Origin of the sequence: Acinetobacter sp. ABJ_C5_2 (assembly GCF_044538485.1) — a bacterium.
GTDB classification, from domain to species: Bacteria; Pseudomonadota; Gammaproteobacteria; order Pseudomonadales; family Moraxellaceae; genus Acinetobacter; species Acinetobacter nosocomialis_A.
In genome coordinates this window covers 59,419-75,676 of record NZ_JBIUCS010000005.1, presented here as the reverse complement: position 1 = coordinate 75,676, position 16,258 = coordinate 59,419, and the positions used below count along the sequence as shown (strand labels likewise).

The 16,258-nt window shown below is 37.2% G+C and carries 19 protein-coding genes; 2 read left to right on the top strand and 17 right to left on the bottom strand.

Annotation, left to right across the window (positions count from 1 at the left end):
• Positions 1-127: 127 nt before the first annotated feature.
• A complete protein-coding gene (gene zapE, locus ACH8JV_RS08535; protein ID WP_151789524.1) occupies positions 128-1,270 on the bottom strand; it encodes a cell division protein ZapE in 1,143 nt (380 codons plus the stop codon).
• 77 nt (positions 1,271-1,347) lie between these two features.
• Positions 1,348-2,373, bottom strand: a complete 1,026-nt coding sequence (locus ACH8JV_RS08530) for a helix-turn-helix domain-containing protein (protein ID WP_396520682.1) — start codon at positions 2,371-2,373, stop codon at positions 1,348-1,350.
• 121 nt (positions 2,374-2,494) lie between these two features.
• Here ACH8JV_RS08530 and ACH8JV_RS08525 point away from each other — a divergent pair, with 121 nt between their 5' ends.
• Together ACH8JV_RS08525 and ACH8JV_RS08520 are read left to right on the top strand one after the other, a co-directional pair.
• Positions 2,495-4,042, top strand: a complete 1,548-nt coding sequence (locus ACH8JV_RS08525) for a flavin-containing monooxygenase (protein ID WP_396520681.1) — start codon at positions 2,495-2,497, stop codon at positions 4,040-4,042.
• A gap of 49 nt (positions 4,043-4,091) precedes the next feature.
• Positions 4,092-5,003 carry a lysine exporter LysO family protein gene (locus ACH8JV_RS08520; protein ID WP_396520679.1) on the top strand — a complete coding sequence of 304 codons (912 nt, stop codon included), beginning with the start codon at positions 4,092-4,094 and terminating at the stop codon, positions 5,001-5,003.
• Here the strand turns inward: ACH8JV_RS08520 and pyrF are convergent.
• From pyrF to ACH8JV_RS08445, 15 genes are all read right to left on the bottom strand, one after another.
• Positions 5,000-5,698: an orotidine-5'-phosphate decarboxylase gene (pyrF, locus tag ACH8JV_RS08515; RefSeq protein ID WP_263614967.1), complete on the bottom strand. Its 699-nt coding sequence runs from the start codon at positions 5,696-5,698 to the stop codon at positions 5,000-5,002. The genes ACH8JV_RS08520 and pyrF overlap by 4 nt on opposite strands.
• Before the next feature lie 170 nt (positions 5,699-5,868).
• Positions 5,869-6,234: a lipopolysaccharide assembly protein LapA domain-containing protein gene (locus tag ACH8JV_RS08510; RefSeq protein ID WP_263613598.1), complete on the bottom strand. Its 366-nt coding sequence runs from the start codon at positions 6,232-6,234 to the stop codon at positions 5,869-5,871.
• A 24-nt stretch (positions 6,235-6,258) separates the two neighbouring features.
• A complete protein-coding gene (locus tag ACH8JV_RS08505) occupies positions 6,259-6,561 on the bottom strand; it encodes an integration host factor subunit beta (protein ID WP_002050043.1) in 303 nt (100 codons plus the stop codon).
• Between the two features lie 156 nt (positions 6,562-6,717).
• Positions 6,718-8,391, bottom strand: coding sequence for a 30S ribosomal protein S1 (gene rpsA, locus ACH8JV_RS08500; protein WP_002050239.1), 1,674 nt, complete (start codon positions 8,389-8,391; stop codon positions 6,718-6,720).
• 104 nt (positions 8,392-8,495) lie between these two features.
• A complete protein-coding gene (cmk, locus tag ACH8JV_RS08495; protein WP_396520677.1) occupies positions 8,496-9,182 on the bottom strand; it encodes a (d)CMP kinase in 687 nt (228 codons plus the stop codon).
• 10 nt (positions 9,183-9,192) lie between these two features.
• Positions 9,193-9,633 (bottom strand): SRPBCC family protein, encoded by a 441-nt coding sequence (locus tag ACH8JV_RS08490; RefSeq protein WP_032047936.1) that lies wholly within the window; start codon positions 9,631-9,633, stop codon positions 9,193-9,195.
• A gap of 69 nt (positions 9,634-9,702) precedes the next feature.
• Positions 9,703-10,206: a tRNA adenosine(34) deaminase TadA gene (tadA, locus tag ACH8JV_RS08485; RefSeq protein ID WP_396462993.1), complete on the bottom strand. Its 504-nt coding sequence runs from the start codon at positions 10,204-10,206 to the stop codon at positions 9,703-9,705.
• A 7-nt stretch (positions 10,207-10,213) separates the two neighbouring features.
• Complete coding sequence (locus ACH8JV_RS08480) at positions 10,214-11,338, bottom strand: enoyl-CoA hydratase/isomerase family protein (protein ID WP_396520675.1); 1,125 nt, start codon at positions 11,336-11,338, stop codon at positions 10,214-10,216.
• On the bottom strand, positions 11,335-12,048 hold the full coding sequence (gene ung, locus ACH8JV_RS08475) for a uracil-DNA glycosylase (protein WP_263613595.1): 714 nt from the start codon (positions 12,046-12,048) through the stop codon (positions 11,335-11,337). The genes ACH8JV_RS08480 and ung overlap by 4 nt, the downstream gene beginning before the upstream one ends.
• Before the next feature lie 49 nt (positions 12,049-12,097).
• On the bottom strand, positions 12,098-12,694 hold the full coding sequence (locus tag ACH8JV_RS08470; RefSeq protein WP_263613594.1) for a 6-carboxytetrahydropterin synthase: 597 nt from the start codon (positions 12,692-12,694) through the stop codon (positions 12,098-12,100).
• A 229-nt stretch (positions 12,695-12,923) separates the two neighbouring features.
• Positions 12,924-13,880, bottom strand: coding sequence for a type II secretion system minor pseudopilin GspK (gene gspK / locus ACH8JV_RS08465; RefSeq protein WP_311071329.1), 957 nt, complete (start codon positions 13,878-13,880; stop codon positions 12,924-12,926).
• Complete coding sequence (gspJ, locus tag ACH8JV_RS08460) at positions 13,880-14,695, bottom strand: type II secretion system minor pseudopilin GspJ (RefSeq protein ID WP_077168510.1); 816 nt, start codon at positions 14,693-14,695, stop codon at positions 13,880-13,882. Before gspJ ends, gspK begins: the two co-directional genes overlap by 1 nt.
• Complete coding sequence (gspI, locus tag ACH8JV_RS08455; protein ID WP_019458993.1) at positions 14,695-15,075, bottom strand: type II secretion system minor pseudopilin GspI; 381 nt, start codon at positions 15,073-15,075, stop codon at positions 14,695-14,697. The genes gspJ and gspI overlap by 1 nt, the downstream gene beginning before the upstream one ends.
• Positions 15,065-15,616 (bottom strand): type II secretion system protein, encoded by a 552-nt coding sequence (locus tag ACH8JV_RS08450; protein ID WP_396520673.1) that lies wholly within the window; start codon positions 15,614-15,616, stop codon positions 15,065-15,067. Before ACH8JV_RS08450 ends, gspI begins: the two co-directional genes overlap by 11 nt.
• 9 nt (positions 15,617-15,625) lie before the next feature.
• Positions 15,626-16,234 carry a TetR/AcrR family transcriptional regulator gene (locus ACH8JV_RS08445; protein WP_000375838.1) on the bottom strand — a complete coding sequence of 203 codons (609 nt, stop codon included), beginning with the start codon at positions 16,232-16,234 and terminating at the stop codon, positions 15,626-15,628.
• Positions 16,235-16,258 lie beyond the last annotated feature (24 nt).

Sequence of the window (16,258 nt, the reverse complement as noted above, 5' to 3'; positions counted from 1 at the left end):
TTATTTTTTCTAAAGCGTATTTAGTTATATCAAACTTTGCACAATGAAAAAGTATTATTTAGCTAAATTTATCTATTTTTGTTGTAAAAAAGCGCCCTATTTAGAGCGCTCTTTTATATCTCATTTCTTAAGAAGTTTTAGTAGCATCAATATGACGATGCTCAGAATGCAAATACTCATCTGATTGCATTTCTAACAAACGAGAACGAGTACGCTCAATTTCAAAAGCTAATTTCTCGCCTTGATAGATATCAATAATGCTGTCTTGAGAAGTTAAGAGTAACTTCACGCCACGATCATAAAATTCATCAACTAGATAAATAAAACGACGTGTACCTTCTGACAAGAAGTCAGTTAAGTGCGGAACATTACTCACCAGAACAGTATTATAGATATTGGCAATTTCAATAAAGTCTGCAGGACTACGCGGCTTTAAACAAAGTTCAGAGAACTCACACCATAAAACATCTTCTGTATGACCTAGTGTTTCAACAACACGGTTATTGATCACAATCGGTTCATGAGAATTCGTTTGAGTATGAGTTAAAGCTGTATAACGCTCTGATATCCAGTTTTGAGCTTCATTGCCCAGTGGTGATTTAAACAATTGAGCTTGTTTTAAAACACGTAAACGGTAATCCACACCTGCGTCTACATTTAAAACGACACAGTTCTTTTTAACCATTTCAATTGTAGGAATAAAGCGATCACGATGAATCCCGTTTTTATACAAACCGTCTGGTGCAATGTTTGAAGTTGCAATGAGTGTCACACCGCGAACAAATAACTTCTGGAATAAATCACTCAAGATCATTGCATCTGTTACGTTTGAAACGAAGAACTCATCGAAACAAATAACAACAGCATCTTTATAGATTTGATCAGCCACGATATCGAGTGGATTACGTTGACCAGAAAGTTTATTTAATTCTTTATGAACATGTTGCATAAAGTGATGGAAATGCATACGTGTTTTACGGCGAAACGGTACAGATTCGTAAAATTGATCCATAAGCCAAGTTTTGCCACGTCCTACACCGCCCCACATATATACACCCTTTGGTGAGGTTTGACGGCGAAAACGACGGAAAGCTTTTTTAGAAGCCTTATAACGATTTAAAAGTTCTTTCCATACACGATCTAATTCTTGCACTGCCTGTGCTTGTGCTTCATCTGCCATAAACTGGCCTGAAGCCAATGCCTCAGCATAGCGCTCTGCTGGGGAAGAAGGGGTAAATGCAGTACTATGAGAAGATTTTAAATTTAACATATCATTTTATTTCAATTTTAACTGAAGAGAGTATAGCGAACATTTTGTCCGACCACATTAGCTTTTAGCATCAAGAGTTATGCTCCGTAAAACTCCTTTCCATATTGCCGAGGGCTCTGCCCAAACCATCTTTTAAATGCATGATTAAAAGCTGCAGGTTCAGAATAGCCAAGCGATTCAGCAATAACCTCTATTGAATATTCTTTATATTCCATAAGTTTAAGCGCCTTATTCTTAATAATCTGTTCACGAATTTGTTTATAACTCGTATTAAGCTGCTGCAATTGATGCCTTAATGTCCTTTCAGGCATTTTTAAAGCAAAAGCGGTTTCCGCCATGCTCGGGATAATTCCTTGTTGTAGCTCTAGATAATCTTGCACATATTGAATAATGGGTGGTGTTTGATGATCTTGCTCATTTAATCGTTTTATTTCTTTAATACATTTAGCTTCATAGATACGATGAGTAATGATATCTGCCGAAGGAATTTTTATTCCAAGCACATTCTTACTTAGGCTAAATGCTGCATGTGTAGAATTAAAATGCAGATCATCTCCATAATATGAGAAATATTGAGCAACGGTATCTGTATTATTTGGTTTGGGAAACGGTACATCTATACGCATATGAGGCATGGTTAAGCCCATCATGGTATAAATATCCTGAATAAACTTATAGGTCCCCGAAATTTCACATTGGGCACGAAGTAAACCGTTTTCTGTTTTTAAATCGACAGGTAAATAGTTCAAAATAATATGATTTTCAGTTTCTTGTAAGCTCAAAGTACCAAATAAATGAGTAAGTTTTTGATACTTTATGCCTTTTTCTAAGGCGGTTTGTATATCTTGACTTGTTACAAGTAGCATTAACAAAGGGCCATAACCTGCTAATGCATAGTGCTGCCCAATGAATAATCCTTTTTCAGGATCAACATTTTCACTAATAATTTGTTGAATATCCCATTCTAAACTGTCATGAATTGTTGAACTGGGGTCCAAGGAATCTACTTTAATACCGATATCTGCCAAACGTGAGTCGACATCAATGCCCGCATTGCGCATTCCTTGAATTAAATAGATTAAACCAAGTGCCGATCGTTTCATTCTTCAATCAATTTCTCTAGACTGAAATGTTTTACTATAAAGAAGTAATAAAATTAATTGCCGAATCTATCAATTTTCACGTCGATACAATCATGTTTAAACTGATCAAAAAACGTTAGGCTTGCTTACAATCCTCTTTACAGCATATGCAGGGTTTACAATGCTCAGTGCAAAACAAAACGCTATTCAAAAAACTAAAATCGCAATTATTGGTGCTGGATTCGGTGGCCTTGCAATGGCTATTCGTCTATTACAGAATCAACAAACAGATTTTCTTATTTTAGAAAAATCTAATGACGTTGGTGGAACATGGCGAGAAAACCGATATCCGGGAGCTGCATGTGACGTCCAGTCACATATGTACTCTCTATCTTTTGCACCTAAAACTGATTGGTCAAAACGTTATGCGGAAGCACCGGAAATTTTTTATTATATTCAAGATGTAACGCAAAAATATCAAATTAAAAACTACTGTAAATTTAATCATGAAGTTAATCATGTTCAGTATGATGAAACGCGCCATGTATGGACGTTAGACTTTACAAACCAACCTTCTATCGAAGCACAATTTTTAGTGTTTGCCTCTGGGCCCTTACATATTCCACAAATCCCTCATATTCGTGGGATCGAAAAGTTTAAAGGTAAAGTCTTTCACTCCTCACAATGGGAACATGACTATGACTTAAACGGAAAGTCAGTCGCATCTATTGGTACAGGTGGTAGCGCAATTCAATATATTCCTGAAATAGCCAAAGATGTTAAACAACTATATGTCTTTCAAAGAACAGCCGCATGGGTTATTCCACGAGATGAACGTAAATACTCCAGTTTGAGTAAAACTCTATTTAAAACATCTAATCTTTACAGAAAAATTCATCGCAGCCGCCTTTATTGGAGTAATGAATCACGTGTTGTTCCTATAGTTCAGCCGCAAATTATGAAATATGGGCAAAAATTAGCTGAGGCTTTTATACGTTTTCAGGTCAAAGATAAAGAATTAGCTAAGAAACTTACACCAGACTTTGTGATGGGTTGTAAACGCATTCTCATTTCAAATAAATACTTCCCGACATTTAACCGTAAAAATGTTGAATTAGTGACGGATGGTATTCAAGAAATTAAAGAGCACAGCATTATCACAAAAGATGGAAAAGAACGACTTATCGATTGTCTGATTTATGGGACTGGCTTTATTACAGATCCACGCATTTACTTAAAACATTTTACGTGTATTGGTCGTAATCAAATTGAATTAAAACAGGCTTGGAAAGATGGTGCAGAAAGTTATTATGGGATTATGACCAAGAATTTTCCTAACCTATTCCAACTCGTTGGACCAAATACTGTTTTAGGTCATAACTCAGTTATTTTTATGATCGAGTCACAAGTTAATTATATTTTACAACTGATTGAACTTGTCGATAAATCTGGTCAACACGCGATAGAAATAAAACCGGAAGTCCAAGATAGCTTCAATGAAAGAATACAGAAACAACTTCAAGGTACTGTATGGCAAGCAGGTGGCTGTAATAGTTGGTATCAGGCTGCCGATGGAAAGAACTTCTCCTTATGGCCAACTTATACTTGGAAATATTGGTTAGAAACCCGTAAAGTGAATCCCAAAGATTACTTGTTATTAAATAAATGCTTTAAGAGCTATGCAGCATAATATGTTCGATACATAATAGATAGGTTGATAACAATCTATCTATTATTATATGCAATCTGTTAGCCTCATTATTCAAATTTTTCTTGTATTAGCTTTTGGTTATTTTCTAGGTCCTAAACTTTCATTAAATATTCGGCGGTTTATTTTTAAAATTCTGCCTTATTTCTCTTATATTTTATTAGCAAGTGTCGCTTTAGAATTAACACTTGCACTTGATCAAATTGAGAATCCTTCTACTATACTCCCACCTGCTCTATTAATTGCACTTACCACCTCTCTCGGTTCTTTTTTTACTTGTTTAATTGCCTATACAATATTTGATAAAGAAAGTGTTAAAGGAAAAATTTCACTTCAGCTTTTTATAAATGCTCTAAAAAATATTGCCAAGGCATTTCTAGCTTTAACTGTCGGCGTAATTTTAGGTGTTCTTTTTACTCGGCTAAATGTCCATATTCCATTTAATAGCTGGTATTTACTCTTACTTTTTATTTTTTTAATCGGAATCGAACTTGCTTTTACTCATTTCAACCGTACATGGTTAAGCTGGAAAATTCTTATTGTACCTTTGGCTGCCTTTATAGGTTCATGCATAGCTGGTTTTCTCAACTATTTCTTACTAGGCGATCACTTTACACTTAATGAAATGCTGGCTTTAGCCCAAGGCTATGGTTGGTATTCAATGTCAGGTATTTTATTTACACAATTACATTCAGCTGAGTTAGGTGGAATTGCCTTACTCACAGACCTATTTAGAGAAATAGTGGCAATATTGCTGATGTACACAATGGGATGGCGTTTTCCACGTCCAGCAATTTCAAGCGCTGGCGCTACCTCGATGGATGTAACATTAGCTATGGTAAAACAGTCATGTGGCACACATTATGTACCACATGCCATGATGAGTGGCTTACTTCTAAGCCTGCTCGCTCCACTTTTAATTACTGTGTTTTTAAACTTTTAAGCAATTGAAGCAAGAATTGATTTCAACATTTGAGTTGGGTCTTCTGCTTTAGTAATCGGGCGACCAATAACTAAATGAGTAGAACCATCAAGCATTGCTTGTTTTGGAGTTACAATACGTTTTTGGTCATCTGCATTGCTACCCTCTGGACGTATTCCAGGAGTAACTAAAGAGAAATCTTGCCCAATTAATTCACGGAGAATTTTAGCTTCTTGAGCAGAACAAACTACACCATCTAAACCACTATCTTTAGTCAGTTTAGCTAATCTTTTAACTTGCTCTACAGGTTCAATATCTAACCCAATATCTTTTAAGTCTTCACGACCCATTGAAGTTAAAACTGTCACTGCAATTAACTGAGTTTGATAATTACCAGCCTTTAAACGCTCTACACAGGTCTCCATCATTTTACGGCCACCTGATGCATGTACGTTCACCATCCATACACCCAAATCTGCCGCAGCACATACAGCTTGAGCAGTTGTATTAGGAATATCATGGAATTTTAAATCTAGGAAAACTTCGAAATTCTCTTCTTGAAGTTTTTTTACAACAGATGGGCCTTCATGAGTAAAAAGCTCTTTACCTACTTTTACGCGACATAACGTAGGATCAAGTTGTTCAACAATTTTTAAAGCGTCATATTGGCTTTTAGCATCCAACGCAACAATGATACTCAAGAGACTTTCTTCCATCATATAAAATCAGGGCTATTATAATAGACAAGTCAGCTACTAATAAAGAAATCTATTGAGACAAGTTTTTGAATGAGAAAATATTGATTTTAAATTTGATAGATAATGAGGAAATATAGGAAGCAAAATACTACTCTTTATACCTAGATAAAGAGTAGTACCAAGAATAATTATAACGGAGTAGAGTTTTTATCCTGAGGATAAATATCTACCACAGTTTTTTCATGTCTTACATTTGCAGCTGCTTCTGCTGCTGCCAATTGAGCACTTTGAATTTGTTCTTTTCTCAAATGATCAATATCTTTTCTAAGGCGCTTAATTTCCCAACCTTTTTGAAAAACGCGGAAAACTTGTACACCTAATAAAAGTCCAACTACAATTCCAAGCGCCAAGGTAAGCAGCAATAATAAACCTAAACGCATTGCAGGAACTTGAGTAAATAATAAATCAACAGGAAGTTCTGTTGGGTTCTGCAAAACAAGTGCTAAAGAATAGCCAAATACAATAATGAGTAATGCAATTAGAATATAACGCATAGGCACCCCACTTATGAGTTTTATTTATTTTCCAGATTCATTCACTGCATCACGGAGTGCTTTACCTGGTTTAAAATGTGGAACAGCCTTAGCTGCAACATCTACTGACTTACCTGTTTTTGGGTTGCGACCAACTCTAGGTTCACGGTGGTGTAAAGCAAAGCTACCAAAACCACGGATTTCAATACGATTGTCAGTCGAAAGAGCTTCGATCATTTGATCAATCATGATTTTAACCGCTTCTTCCACTAATGGTTCAGCCAAGTGTGGATTTTTCAGCGCAATGCGTTCAATCAAATCAGACTTATTAAGAGCTTCAGTAGTCATCTACGACCTCGTTATTTATTACTACTCTAAGTCGTTTGATAATAACCTGTTTAAATACAAAACGGTAGCGCAGTATGTTGAATACTACGCTACCGTTTACAGTAATTTGTATAAAAAGTACAATTTCGTTACATGAAACTGTACTTTGTTACCTTATTACTTCATTTGTGCTTTGATCAAGTCACCAATAGTCTTAGGACCATTTTCTTGAGAAGCTGATGCTGTACGTAAGTTAGCAACTGCTTCTTTCTCTTCAGCTTCGTCTTTCGCTTTGATAGACAAGTTGATAGAGCGAGATTTACGATCAACGTTGATGATTTTCGCTTCAACTTCTTGACCAACTTCTAAGAATTTAGTCGCATCTTCAACGCGGTCACGGTTGATTTCAGAAGCTTTAAGAGTAGCTTCTACTTCGTCAGCTAACTTAACAGTTGCGCCACGAGCATCAACTGCAGTAACAGTACCTTTAACTAAAGCACCACGTTCGTTAGCAGCTAAGAAATCATTGAACGGATCGCTGTTCAATTGCTTGATACCAAGGCTGATACGGTTACCTTCAGCGTCTACAGACAAGATAACAGCTTCAACTGTGTCACCTTTCTTGTAACGACGGATAGCTTCTTCGCCTTGTTCGTTCCAAGAAATATCAGACAAGTGAACTAGACCATCGATACCGCCATTTAAACCAATGAAGATACCAAAGTCAGTGATAGACTTGATTGTGCCAGAAACTTTTTCGCCTTTCTCATGAGACTTAGCAAACTCTTCCCATGGGTTAGCACGAGTTTGTTTGATACCAAGACTGATACGACGACGTTCTTCGTCAACTTCAAGAACCATAACATCAACTTCGTCACCGATCTGAACAACTTTAGATGGGTGGATGTTTTTGTTAGTGTGGTCCATTTCAGAAACGTGTACTAAACCTTCAACGCCTTCAGCGATTTCAGCGAAACAACCGTAGTCAGTTAAGTTAGTAACACGTGCTTTAACGATAGAACCTTTAGGATAACGGCTCATGATCGCTAACCATGGATCTTCGCCTAATTGTTTAAGGCCTAAAGATACGCGGTTACGCTCACGGTCAAATTTAAGTACTTTAACAGTAACTTCTTGACCAACTTCAACAACTTCTGAAGGGTGCTTGATACGCTTCCAAGCCATATCTGTGATATGAAGAAGACCATCAATACCGCCAAGATCAACGAATGCACCGTAATCAGTAAGGTTCTTGATAGTACCTGTAACTGTTTGACCTTCTTCAAGTTGAGCAAGTAATGCTTCACGGTCAGCAGAAGATTCAGCTTCCATAACAGCACGACGAGATACAACAACGTTGTTACGTTTAGCATCAAGTTTGATTACTTTAAACTCTAACTCTTTACCTTCAAGGTGAGTAGTGTCACGGATAGGACGAGTGTCAACTAATGAACCTGGTAAGAACGCACGAACAGGACCGATGTCAACAGTGAAACCGCCTTTAACTTTACCAGAGATAACACCAGTAACGATTTCGCCATCTTCAAAGATTTTTTCAAGTTTAGTCCAAGTTTCAGCACGTTTAGCTTTTTCACGTGATAAAACTGTTTGACCCATACCGTTGTCAAGAGCTTCAACAACTACGTCAACAGTATCGCCAACCTGAACTTCAAGTTCACGTTGTTCATTTAAAAATTCAGCACGATCAACAATGCCTTCTGATTTAAGGCCAGTGTCAACAGTAACCCAGTCGCTATCGATGTTTACAACAACACCTTGGATGACTGCACCCTTTTCAACGTTGAGGTTTAATTCACTTTCTTCAAAGAGGGCTGCAAAAGATTCGGTCATGATATACCTGATAAATTCAGCGGTCTTGGATCAGACAAGGCCGGTTTAGTTAAGTATCAACATAGTCTTTATAGACTGATCAAGCTATGCGTCAACTGATAATCTTAGTTGCTAACAGTACGGCTATTGACATAATCAACCATTAACTTAAATACTTGATCGATCGTTAATTCCGAACTATCAATAATATAAGCATCTGCGGCTGGCTTGAGAGGAGCAACTTCTCGCTCCATATCTCTTTTGTCACGCGCTTGTATATTAGCTAAAATGTCGTTTATTTTAGCATCTAGACCCATGCCCTGCAACTGTTTTACTCTTCGCTCAGCACGAGACTCAGCTGAAGCTGTTAGGTAAATTTTTGCATTGGCTTCCGGGAAAATTGATGTTGCCATATCTCGGCCATCTGCAACTAAACCTGGAGTTTGTGCAAATGCTCTTTGACGATCAAAGAGTGCTTGTCTTAGCTCAGGGATTGCAGCAACTTTAGATGCATATTCACCAACTCGCTCTGTGCGGATGGTTTGCGATACCTCTTCTCCATCAAGGAAAATCAATGTTCCCTCAGGTGAAGTTTCAAACTTGATATTTAGCTGACGAGCATAATTCACACACTCATCTAAATGGCTATCTAATTTTTCCAATAAATCATGTTTATGTAATGACAACCCTAACAAACGATACAAGGCGCCAGAGTCAAGTAAATGAAATTGATAATATGCAGCAAGTTTTGCCGCTAATGTTCCTTTACCCGAACCACTCGGACCATCAATAGTAATAATTTGAACTGTCATTGAACTCTCACTAAGAAGCAAATGCTTTAGCTAATCTCGAAAAGCCTAGTGTAATCGCTAGTTTTAGCTGTGCAAGAATTAATTTACTTACAACGGGGGCTTTTGCCGTTAATTCGATACGATAAGTAACCAAAGTAATATAAGGGGTAATTTCAGAAAACTCGATACGACCTAAATGGTGTTTAACTAAAGGATTATCAATCAATTTATATTCAATACGCTTGTTTTCTTCGAGATGAGTGATTTCTTCTTTAAGCGGTTTAATCGCACCAAACCCCATACGACGAACAGATCCCACTCCATCTGGTCTTTCAGGATCTGCCGAGTCTTTCACACGTACAACTTGTAGTGGAGCAAATGCCTTGTTGTAAGTTGCATGTTTAGAAAGCAGGTTAAATACATCACTAAGAGGAGCATTAAATTCTTTTTGTATAGTAATTACATTACGCATGAAAGTTCCTTATTTAAATAAATCATGTCAATGAAGCGGCGCTAGTTTGCCATAACCCTATGACATTTTTTAATCATTTAAGGACGTTTTTTGTTGCTTCTCTTGTTTCTTTTGTTCACGTCGTTGCTTAAAAAAAAGACTTAATTGTTGAGCACATTTTTCATGTAAACATCCATGCTCAAAAGTAAATTTATGGTTGTAATAACCATTTTCTAATAGTTGACGTGCACTCACGAGTGAACCAGCTTTAGGCTCTGTTGTCCCAAATACAACGTGTTTAATCCTTGCATGCACTAAAGCACCTACACACATTGTGCAGGGTTCAAGCGTAACATACAAAGTCGCATCTTCGGGTAAACGATAATTTTTCAATGACTCACAAGCCGAACGAATAGCTTGGATTTCCGCATGGGCAGTAGGATCAGATAAACCAATTGGAGCATTAAAACCAGCTCCAATTAATTTATTTTGACTTACGATTACAGCTCCAACAGGAATTTCCCCCTGCTTGGCTGCCAATTCAGCTTGCTCGTAAGCAAGCTGCATCCAATACTCATCACTAAATTTAGACATTTGTTTATTATGAAACTACGCCATATTGTCTAAGTAATGCATTCCAGCTATCAATAGTCGTTATTGGCGGATCATCAGCCAAAATACCTCTTAATGTAAGGTCTTCACATGCTTTCCATTCTGGTGATAAATCTTTATCAACTAAGCGGGCACGTACACCTTCCACAAAATCAGGGTGACGAATTTTCCATTCAGAGATTTGCGCTTCTAGATCAAAAACTTCGTCCCAAGAATGTACTTGTTTACCCCATTGCCATAACAGCCAAGTAATAGCCGCTGTGCTCGGTGAACCCTTTTGTAAGTTTTCACTGGCTTGACGCAACCAATCACTGCTTGCATCGCGTAAGCTTACGATGGCTTGATAGTCTTGTTCAAAACTTGAACCACGACAAACGCTATGAATAACATCTAATGAATTTTGCAAAGGTCCAGCTGCCACAGGACGATGCAAACTATTTAAAGTATCGTCAATCGCACGGAAATCACCTGCAGGATAGTGAGCCCAATTAATATTGAGTACTTTTTGCAGAACATTATCACGTTGTGCTTCACAAATATGTGTCGCCCAACCAATACTATATGCCCCAGCAGCAGTCATGATAGAACCTGTCAAACCAGTAAATAAACCAATTTGACCACGGTCAGCAAGGAAACGGCTTGCTCCAACATCCGGATATAGACCGATGTTAATTTCAGGCATTGCTAAACGTGAGTATGGCGTAACTAAACGGAATGGTGCTGCCATGAACAAGCCTAACCCACCACCCATTACATAACCTTCGCCCCATACAACAACTGGTTTAGCATAGTTATGCAAAAGTAAATCCAAAGCATATTCCTGCTGGAAAAACTTATTTGCAGCTTTCACTTCTTGATTAATGACCAGCTGACGTAATTTACGTACATCTCCGCCTGCACAAAAAGCTTTTGGTGTTGTCGAATCCAACCAAATTGCTTTTACTCGTTCATCATCACGGAAGTCTTCAAATACTCGTAATAAAGCCGTTACGATTGATTCATCTAAAGCATGTAATGATTTAGGTCGATTCAAACGTACGATACGCCAACCATTTTTCGCTTCTTCTACTACCAAATCCGGATGATAGCTATTTACATTGGGAGAGTTCATCATGCGTCCAATTGCCAGTCTATGGGCTCAATGCCATGTTGTTTCAAATATTGATTTGTTTTTGAAAACACTTTACATCCAAAAAAACCACCACGATTAGCTGCAAGTGGTGATGGATGTGCAGCAGTTAAAACTAAGTGTTTTTCTCTATTTATACGTTGTCCTTTACGTTGTGCATAAGCACCCCATAAAATAAAAACTATGTGTTCGCGTTGTTCATTTAAAACATCAATTACTGCGTCAGTAAACTCTTCCCAACCTTGTTTTTGATGTGATGTGGGCTGTCCTGCTTCTACAGTAAGTACACTGTTTAATAAAAGTACACCTTGCTCGGCCCATTTGGTTAAATCACCATGGCGTGAAACTGGTACACCTAAATCTGTATTTAACTCATGAAAAATATTACGCAAAGATGGAGGTAATGCAACACCTCTTTGCACAGAGAAACTTAAGCCATTTGCCTGATTAGGTCCATGATATGGATCTTGACCTAAAATAACGACTTTCACATGGTCTAACGGCGTAATATTTAAAGCACTAAAAATTTGTTTACTTGGTGGATATATTGTTTTTTGAGCCTGCTTCTGCTGAAACAGAAAGTCTCGCAAACTATCCATATAAGGACTCAGCAAAAATGGAGTTAATGATCTTTTCCAGCTTTCTTCTAATTGAACTTTACTGAGTTTGTCTTGCTGTTGCTCAGTTAATTGCATTAATGTCATCCTAGATCAATTTTCATTTCTAAAACAAAAGTAAGTTAACTTACACTTCTACTTGTAAGTTAACATGTGGATTCTGAAACTTAATCCCTTGTTTTAAATTTTCATACATTTGTGGATCAGTCCATTCAGATTGAACTTGTTCTGAAAAAACAATTCCTTCAAGGTTTAATAACCCCATTTGTTCATTTTGAATATCTTCAAGGAAACTTTGGGCATACCCCGTATCGGTTTCATGAACAATCACTGAATAAACTTCAACATCGCCTTCCCCGTTTTGGGTGACGGTTGATTTTAATACTTGCTGAGCTAGATAGAAGAAGATACGAGAAAATTGCTCGGCTGATGGCGACACCGGTAAAGAAATCCAACGTGCACTAAAAGTTTTACAAGCATCGATATATTGCGGATCATCTTTTTCCCAGAAACAAATCGCATGATCAAAACTATCAAAAAGGTCCTTAATGACACCTTTTAATAGTCCAAAATCATATACCATTTGTCCATGATCTAATTTCGAAGCTTTAAGTAATAACTCGACTTTATAACTATGCCCATGAATCGATCGCTTACAACGATCAGATGTACAGTTACGTACTATATGTGCATTTTCAAACTTAAATAACTTACGAATTAACATGTGCCAAATCGATCATTCCTTCTAAGAACATTATTATAAAGCAAAAGATAAAAACTTCGCACCACTTTTCAAATAGAAACAATTAGCAAAAAGTATGATAAGAGATGTGAAGGAATTTTGAAGATATTGATTTTTACTTTAAATACTGTCTATACAGAAATATGACCTCATCCCTTTTATTAATAAGTTTCAAGTATTACAGACTCAAAAAAAATATCAATAAATTTATTTAGTTAAATGGAGCCAAACTTCTTGAATAGACATATACTTGCTTATCTTTTCGCATTAAAGCACTAGTAAACTGACGCTTCCTATTATTTAGAACAACTTCAATTTGAGCTTGAAAGAAGTTGGATTTAACATCAATAAGACCACTTGCCTGCTTTTTCTTTTGGCTATCAACTGCTGAAAAAGCACTCAATTGCCATAATTCATCAACATTTTGGAAGAACTTCAAATTTTGCTGTCGTACCTGCAATTCTTTTTCGATCGCCCCAACATCTAATTTTTCATCAATACTTGCTAAAACCAATGGTGAAGCAGTATTAATATTTAACTTTGTATTTTCTGGTAAAGCAGAAATATATGGGGCGATCAGATCATATTTTTTCCCATCAAAGCCTCTAACTAGTTTTAACTCTTCAATACGATGAAATTTAGCATTTGAAGCCATATAGCTTGGATCTAAACCTTGATAATAACTACTTTCTGCTCCCATTGGTCCAGCCGGTTCATCATTTGGATCTTGCCAATCAATCACAGCTTGACTTAACTCAGCAGGTAAACCCACTCTTACGAGCAAACGCTCGAACCAACTTTTAGCGTCTTCATTTACGGCACCTTCCCCGTTGGTCAAATTATTTAAATTAAATTTACCCGATTCATCAAGTAAACGCCCAGAGACAGAACCATCTTCTACTGGAAACGGCGGCATAGGTTGAGCCCATGTCTCCTTTAAATGATCCACTCCACCTGCATTATTTGCATCTTGAATTAATAATTCCGAGAAAAATGCTTCTGCACTTTTCGCATAGAGTAGAGACTGATTTTGACGCATTAAGTAAGCCGTATTTTCCATAGTATTATTTTGATGCTTAGCAATTGAAGCAGCTAAAATTGTAGCTAAGGCGACCATAATGAGTATTGTCAGTAAAGCAACACCCCGTTGGTGTTTATAAGTAGCCATTATGAACCACCTTGCTGAGAAAGGGCCAAGTTGCCTTGATTTAAGCTATAGATCCATTCATAACTTACTCCCGCTACTGTAAGTTGGATTTTTATTCCTTTCGGTAATTTTTTTAACTCGTTAGGCTTTGTTGGATCAATATTAACCTCGGGCCATTTTGTTACCTCTTGCGGAGTCAAAACCATAATTTGGTATTGATCAACTTGACTTAACAAGGTACTCGATAAAGGCTGCTCCCTATTCGAAGTATTTAAATTGGTATATTTAAGACGATATAGTTTTTTTTGTTCCGCATCATAACGATACTCAATTCGTTCAAACGGTGAGAGCCCTTGTTTTAAAGGATCAGTTACCCCTGCTTTGCTAAAACGCAAAATTTGGTTATCGATTTCTAAAGCTGGATGAAGTTGCCCACCCTGATTTGCCGATAGAGGAATAATTTGCAAAGTATCACGAAGGATTTGTTGATAAGCGTCTTGTAACTCAAATAAATGCACTTCATGTACAGCGTTGCGATCACGAACCTTGAGTAGATAATCGAAAATTTTCCACCCTAATAAAGATAAAACCGCAAAGATAGCTATAGCAACCAACAACTCAACCAACGTAAATCCTGAGGCGCGAGTTAATCGAACACTGCTCGATCGCGCCGCAAGACGAGAAACCATGTTTCGAGTGTGAGGGTCTTTAAAGCTACACTTAGTCTGAGCGCAAAACGAAGAGCTATGCTCTGAATAGCCAGTCGACACAACTCCTGATCGTGCCGCAAGATGCGCAGCTGTGCTACGATAGTGAAAATATTTATTTTTTATCATTATTTTGCTTTCACTGGATAATTAAAAAAGACCATATGAGTAATACCGTTTTGTACTTTTCCCTTATCCGGATCATATAAGCTAATTTGTACATCAATTTTTTGAACATTAGGGCTAACAGTCGATTCAGCTGATTTATCAATCTGCCAAGTCTCACCTTGAGAGGTTACTTGCTTACTTTGAGTGCCCTGCAACCACTCTTGATTAATCTCCATCATAGCAATTTCATTCATTGCCACAAATTGAGCTTTGGTTCGTAAAATCGCATTAGAGGTAGACTGAGTGTACTGCATAGCCACTTTAGTTAAAGCGACAGCTGCTACAGCAAAGATTGCCAAAGCAACCATAACTTCTAAGAGGGTAAAGCCTTTAGATTTCATTTATTTTACCCAAGTGATCTATTTGTATTTCCGAACCAATCGGTTTTTGTTCTAGATAAAATTGTATTTTAACAGTCTTGGCTTCACCATTACCAAACCAGATGAGTTGAGGTGTTTTTCCCCCCACTAAATCGGTATTTTTAGCCTTAGAATAATTCTGGCCATCCAAGGGTTCTACAGAAAAAGACACATGCGTAGGAAGTTGCCGTGTTTTAAATTCAGTGTATTTCTGCCATTGGTTTTTTATATCTTGTACTTGCAAGGTACTTTGATCGTGATATTCATATAATTCATAAGAAAATGGTGAGACATCTGTCTCACCATGAGTTTCTAAAGCTAATACACGTGATTGATCTAGTGATTCTTTATTAATTTTTTGCAAATCAAGTAGAAATAACTCTCTTGCCTGCATTGCCTTCTTTTGGTCTATACCACCGATATTCAAGACAACAAGTGAGGTCATAATTGTCATAATCACAATGACCACCATCACTTCTATAAGAGTAAAGCCTTTTTGTGATTGAAATGATTTCGATTTCATATCGACCTATTAAGCATATTGCTCAACTGCTTGTTTCGGTAAGGCCAATGCCTGATCAATATAAGCTACTCTTAAAGTATCTCTTGAACCCAAATAACGTTGGTAAAAACTTGAATTCAGAATTGCAGCAGCCCCATGAGTGAGCGACCAGATTGAAGCCAAGTAATCTCGTGTAGTCATATGACTCTGGATTGACTCTAAATAATGATCAGTCATACGAATAATAATACGTAGACGCTGCTTTCTCACTTGATAGAGTTCATTAAAAAGATGGTGTACACCTTGAGCAGTAATCGAAAGCTTTTCTTCAATTTGATGAAACAATACTGTTCGTTCCGGATGGTGCAAATGGTGCAACATAAAGAAAGCCAAATGTTCTGGAAAAGCCTTTTCAGTGTCTTGGACCATTTCAAGTAACATGCGCTCATTACGAATAATTAACAGCATGTACAATTCATCTTTGCTTTGAAAATGTTTGTACAAGGTGCCTTTTGCCAAATCAAGCTCAGCAGCCAGCACATCAAGTGTCATTCCGGCTTCGCCATTTTCTAACAATAACTGTTCCGCAACTTGAAATATTAACGCTTCTCTTGCTCGGAACTGAGCTTGACGGTCCATCTTCACGCAATTACTCTCTTTATA

What these genes read in the sequence shown, in the direction of transcription:
- ACH8JV_RS08530 (WP_396520682.1), bottom strand. Translation starts at nt 2,373, where the DNA reads ATGAAACGATCGGCACTTGGTTTAATCTATTTAATTCAAGGAATGCGC.
- rpsA (WP_002050239.1), bottom strand. Translation starts at nt 8,391, where the DNA reads ATGACCGAATCTTTTGCAGCCCTCTTTGAAGAAAGTGAATTAAACCTC.
- cmk (WP_396520677.1), bottom strand. Translation starts at nt 9,182, where the DNA reads ATGACAGTTCAAATTATTACTATTGATGGTCCGAGTGGTTCGGGTAAA.
- gspJ (WP_077168510.1), bottom strand. Translation starts at nt 14,695, where the DNA reads ATGATAAAAAATAAATATTTTCACTATCGTAGCACAGCTGCGCATCTT.
- zapE (WP_151789524.1), bottom strand. Translation starts at nt 1,270, where the DNA reads ATGTTAAATTTAAAATCTTCTCATAGTACTGCATTTACCCCTTCTTCC.
- tadA (WP_396462993.1), bottom strand. Translation starts at nt 10,206, where the DNA reads ATGTCTAAATTTAGTGATGAGTATTGGATGCAGCTTGCTTACGAGCAA.
- ACH8JV_RS08505 (WP_002050043.1), bottom strand. Translation starts at nt 6,561, where the DNA reads ATGACTACTGAAGCTCTTAATAAGTCTGATTTGATTGAACGCATTGCG.
- ACH8JV_RS08445 (WP_000375838.1), bottom strand. Translation starts at nt 16,234, where the DNA reads ATGGACCGTCAAGCTCAGTTCCGAGCAAGAGAAGCGTTAATATTTCAA.
- gspI (WP_019458993.1), bottom strand. Translation starts at nt 15,075, where the DNA reads ATGAAATCTAAAGGCTTTACCCTCTTAGAAGTTATGGTTGCTTTGGCA.
- ACH8JV_RS08470 (WP_263613594.1), bottom strand. Translation starts at nt 12,694, where the DNA reads ATGTTAATTCGTAAGTTATTTAAGTTTGAAAATGCACATATAGTACGT.
- gspK (WP_311071329.1), bottom strand. Translation starts at nt 13,880, where the DNA reads ATGGCTACTTATAAACACCAACGGGGTGTTGCTTTACTGACAATACTC.
- pyrF (WP_263614967.1), bottom strand. Translation starts at nt 5,698, where the DNA reads ATGGAAGAAAGTCTCTTGAGTATCATTGTTGCGTTGGATGCTAAAAGC.
- ung (WP_263613595.1), bottom strand. Translation starts at nt 12,048, where the DNA reads ATGCAATTAACTGAGCAACAGCAAGACAAACTCAGTAAAGTTCAATTA.
- ACH8JV_RS08490 (WP_032047936.1), bottom strand. Translation starts at nt 9,633, where the DNA reads ATGCGTAATGTAATTACTATACAAAAAGAATTTAATGCTCCTCTTAGT.
- ACH8JV_RS08450 (WP_396520673.1), bottom strand. Translation starts at nt 15,616, where the DNA reads ATGAAATCGAAATCATTTCAATCACAAAAAGGCTTTACTCTTATAGAA.
- ACH8JV_RS08480 (WP_396520675.1), bottom strand. Translation starts at nt 11,338, where the DNA reads ATGATGAACTCTCCCAATGTAAATAGCTATCATCCGGATTTGGTAGTA.
- ACH8JV_RS08510 (WP_263613598.1), bottom strand. Translation starts at nt 6,234, where the DNA reads ATGCGTTATATTCTAATTGCATTACTCATTATTGTATTTGGCTATTCT.
- ACH8JV_RS08520 (WP_396520679.1), top strand. Translation starts at nt 4,092, where the DNA reads ATGCAATCTGTTAGCCTCATTATTCAAATTTTTCTTGTATTAGCTTTT.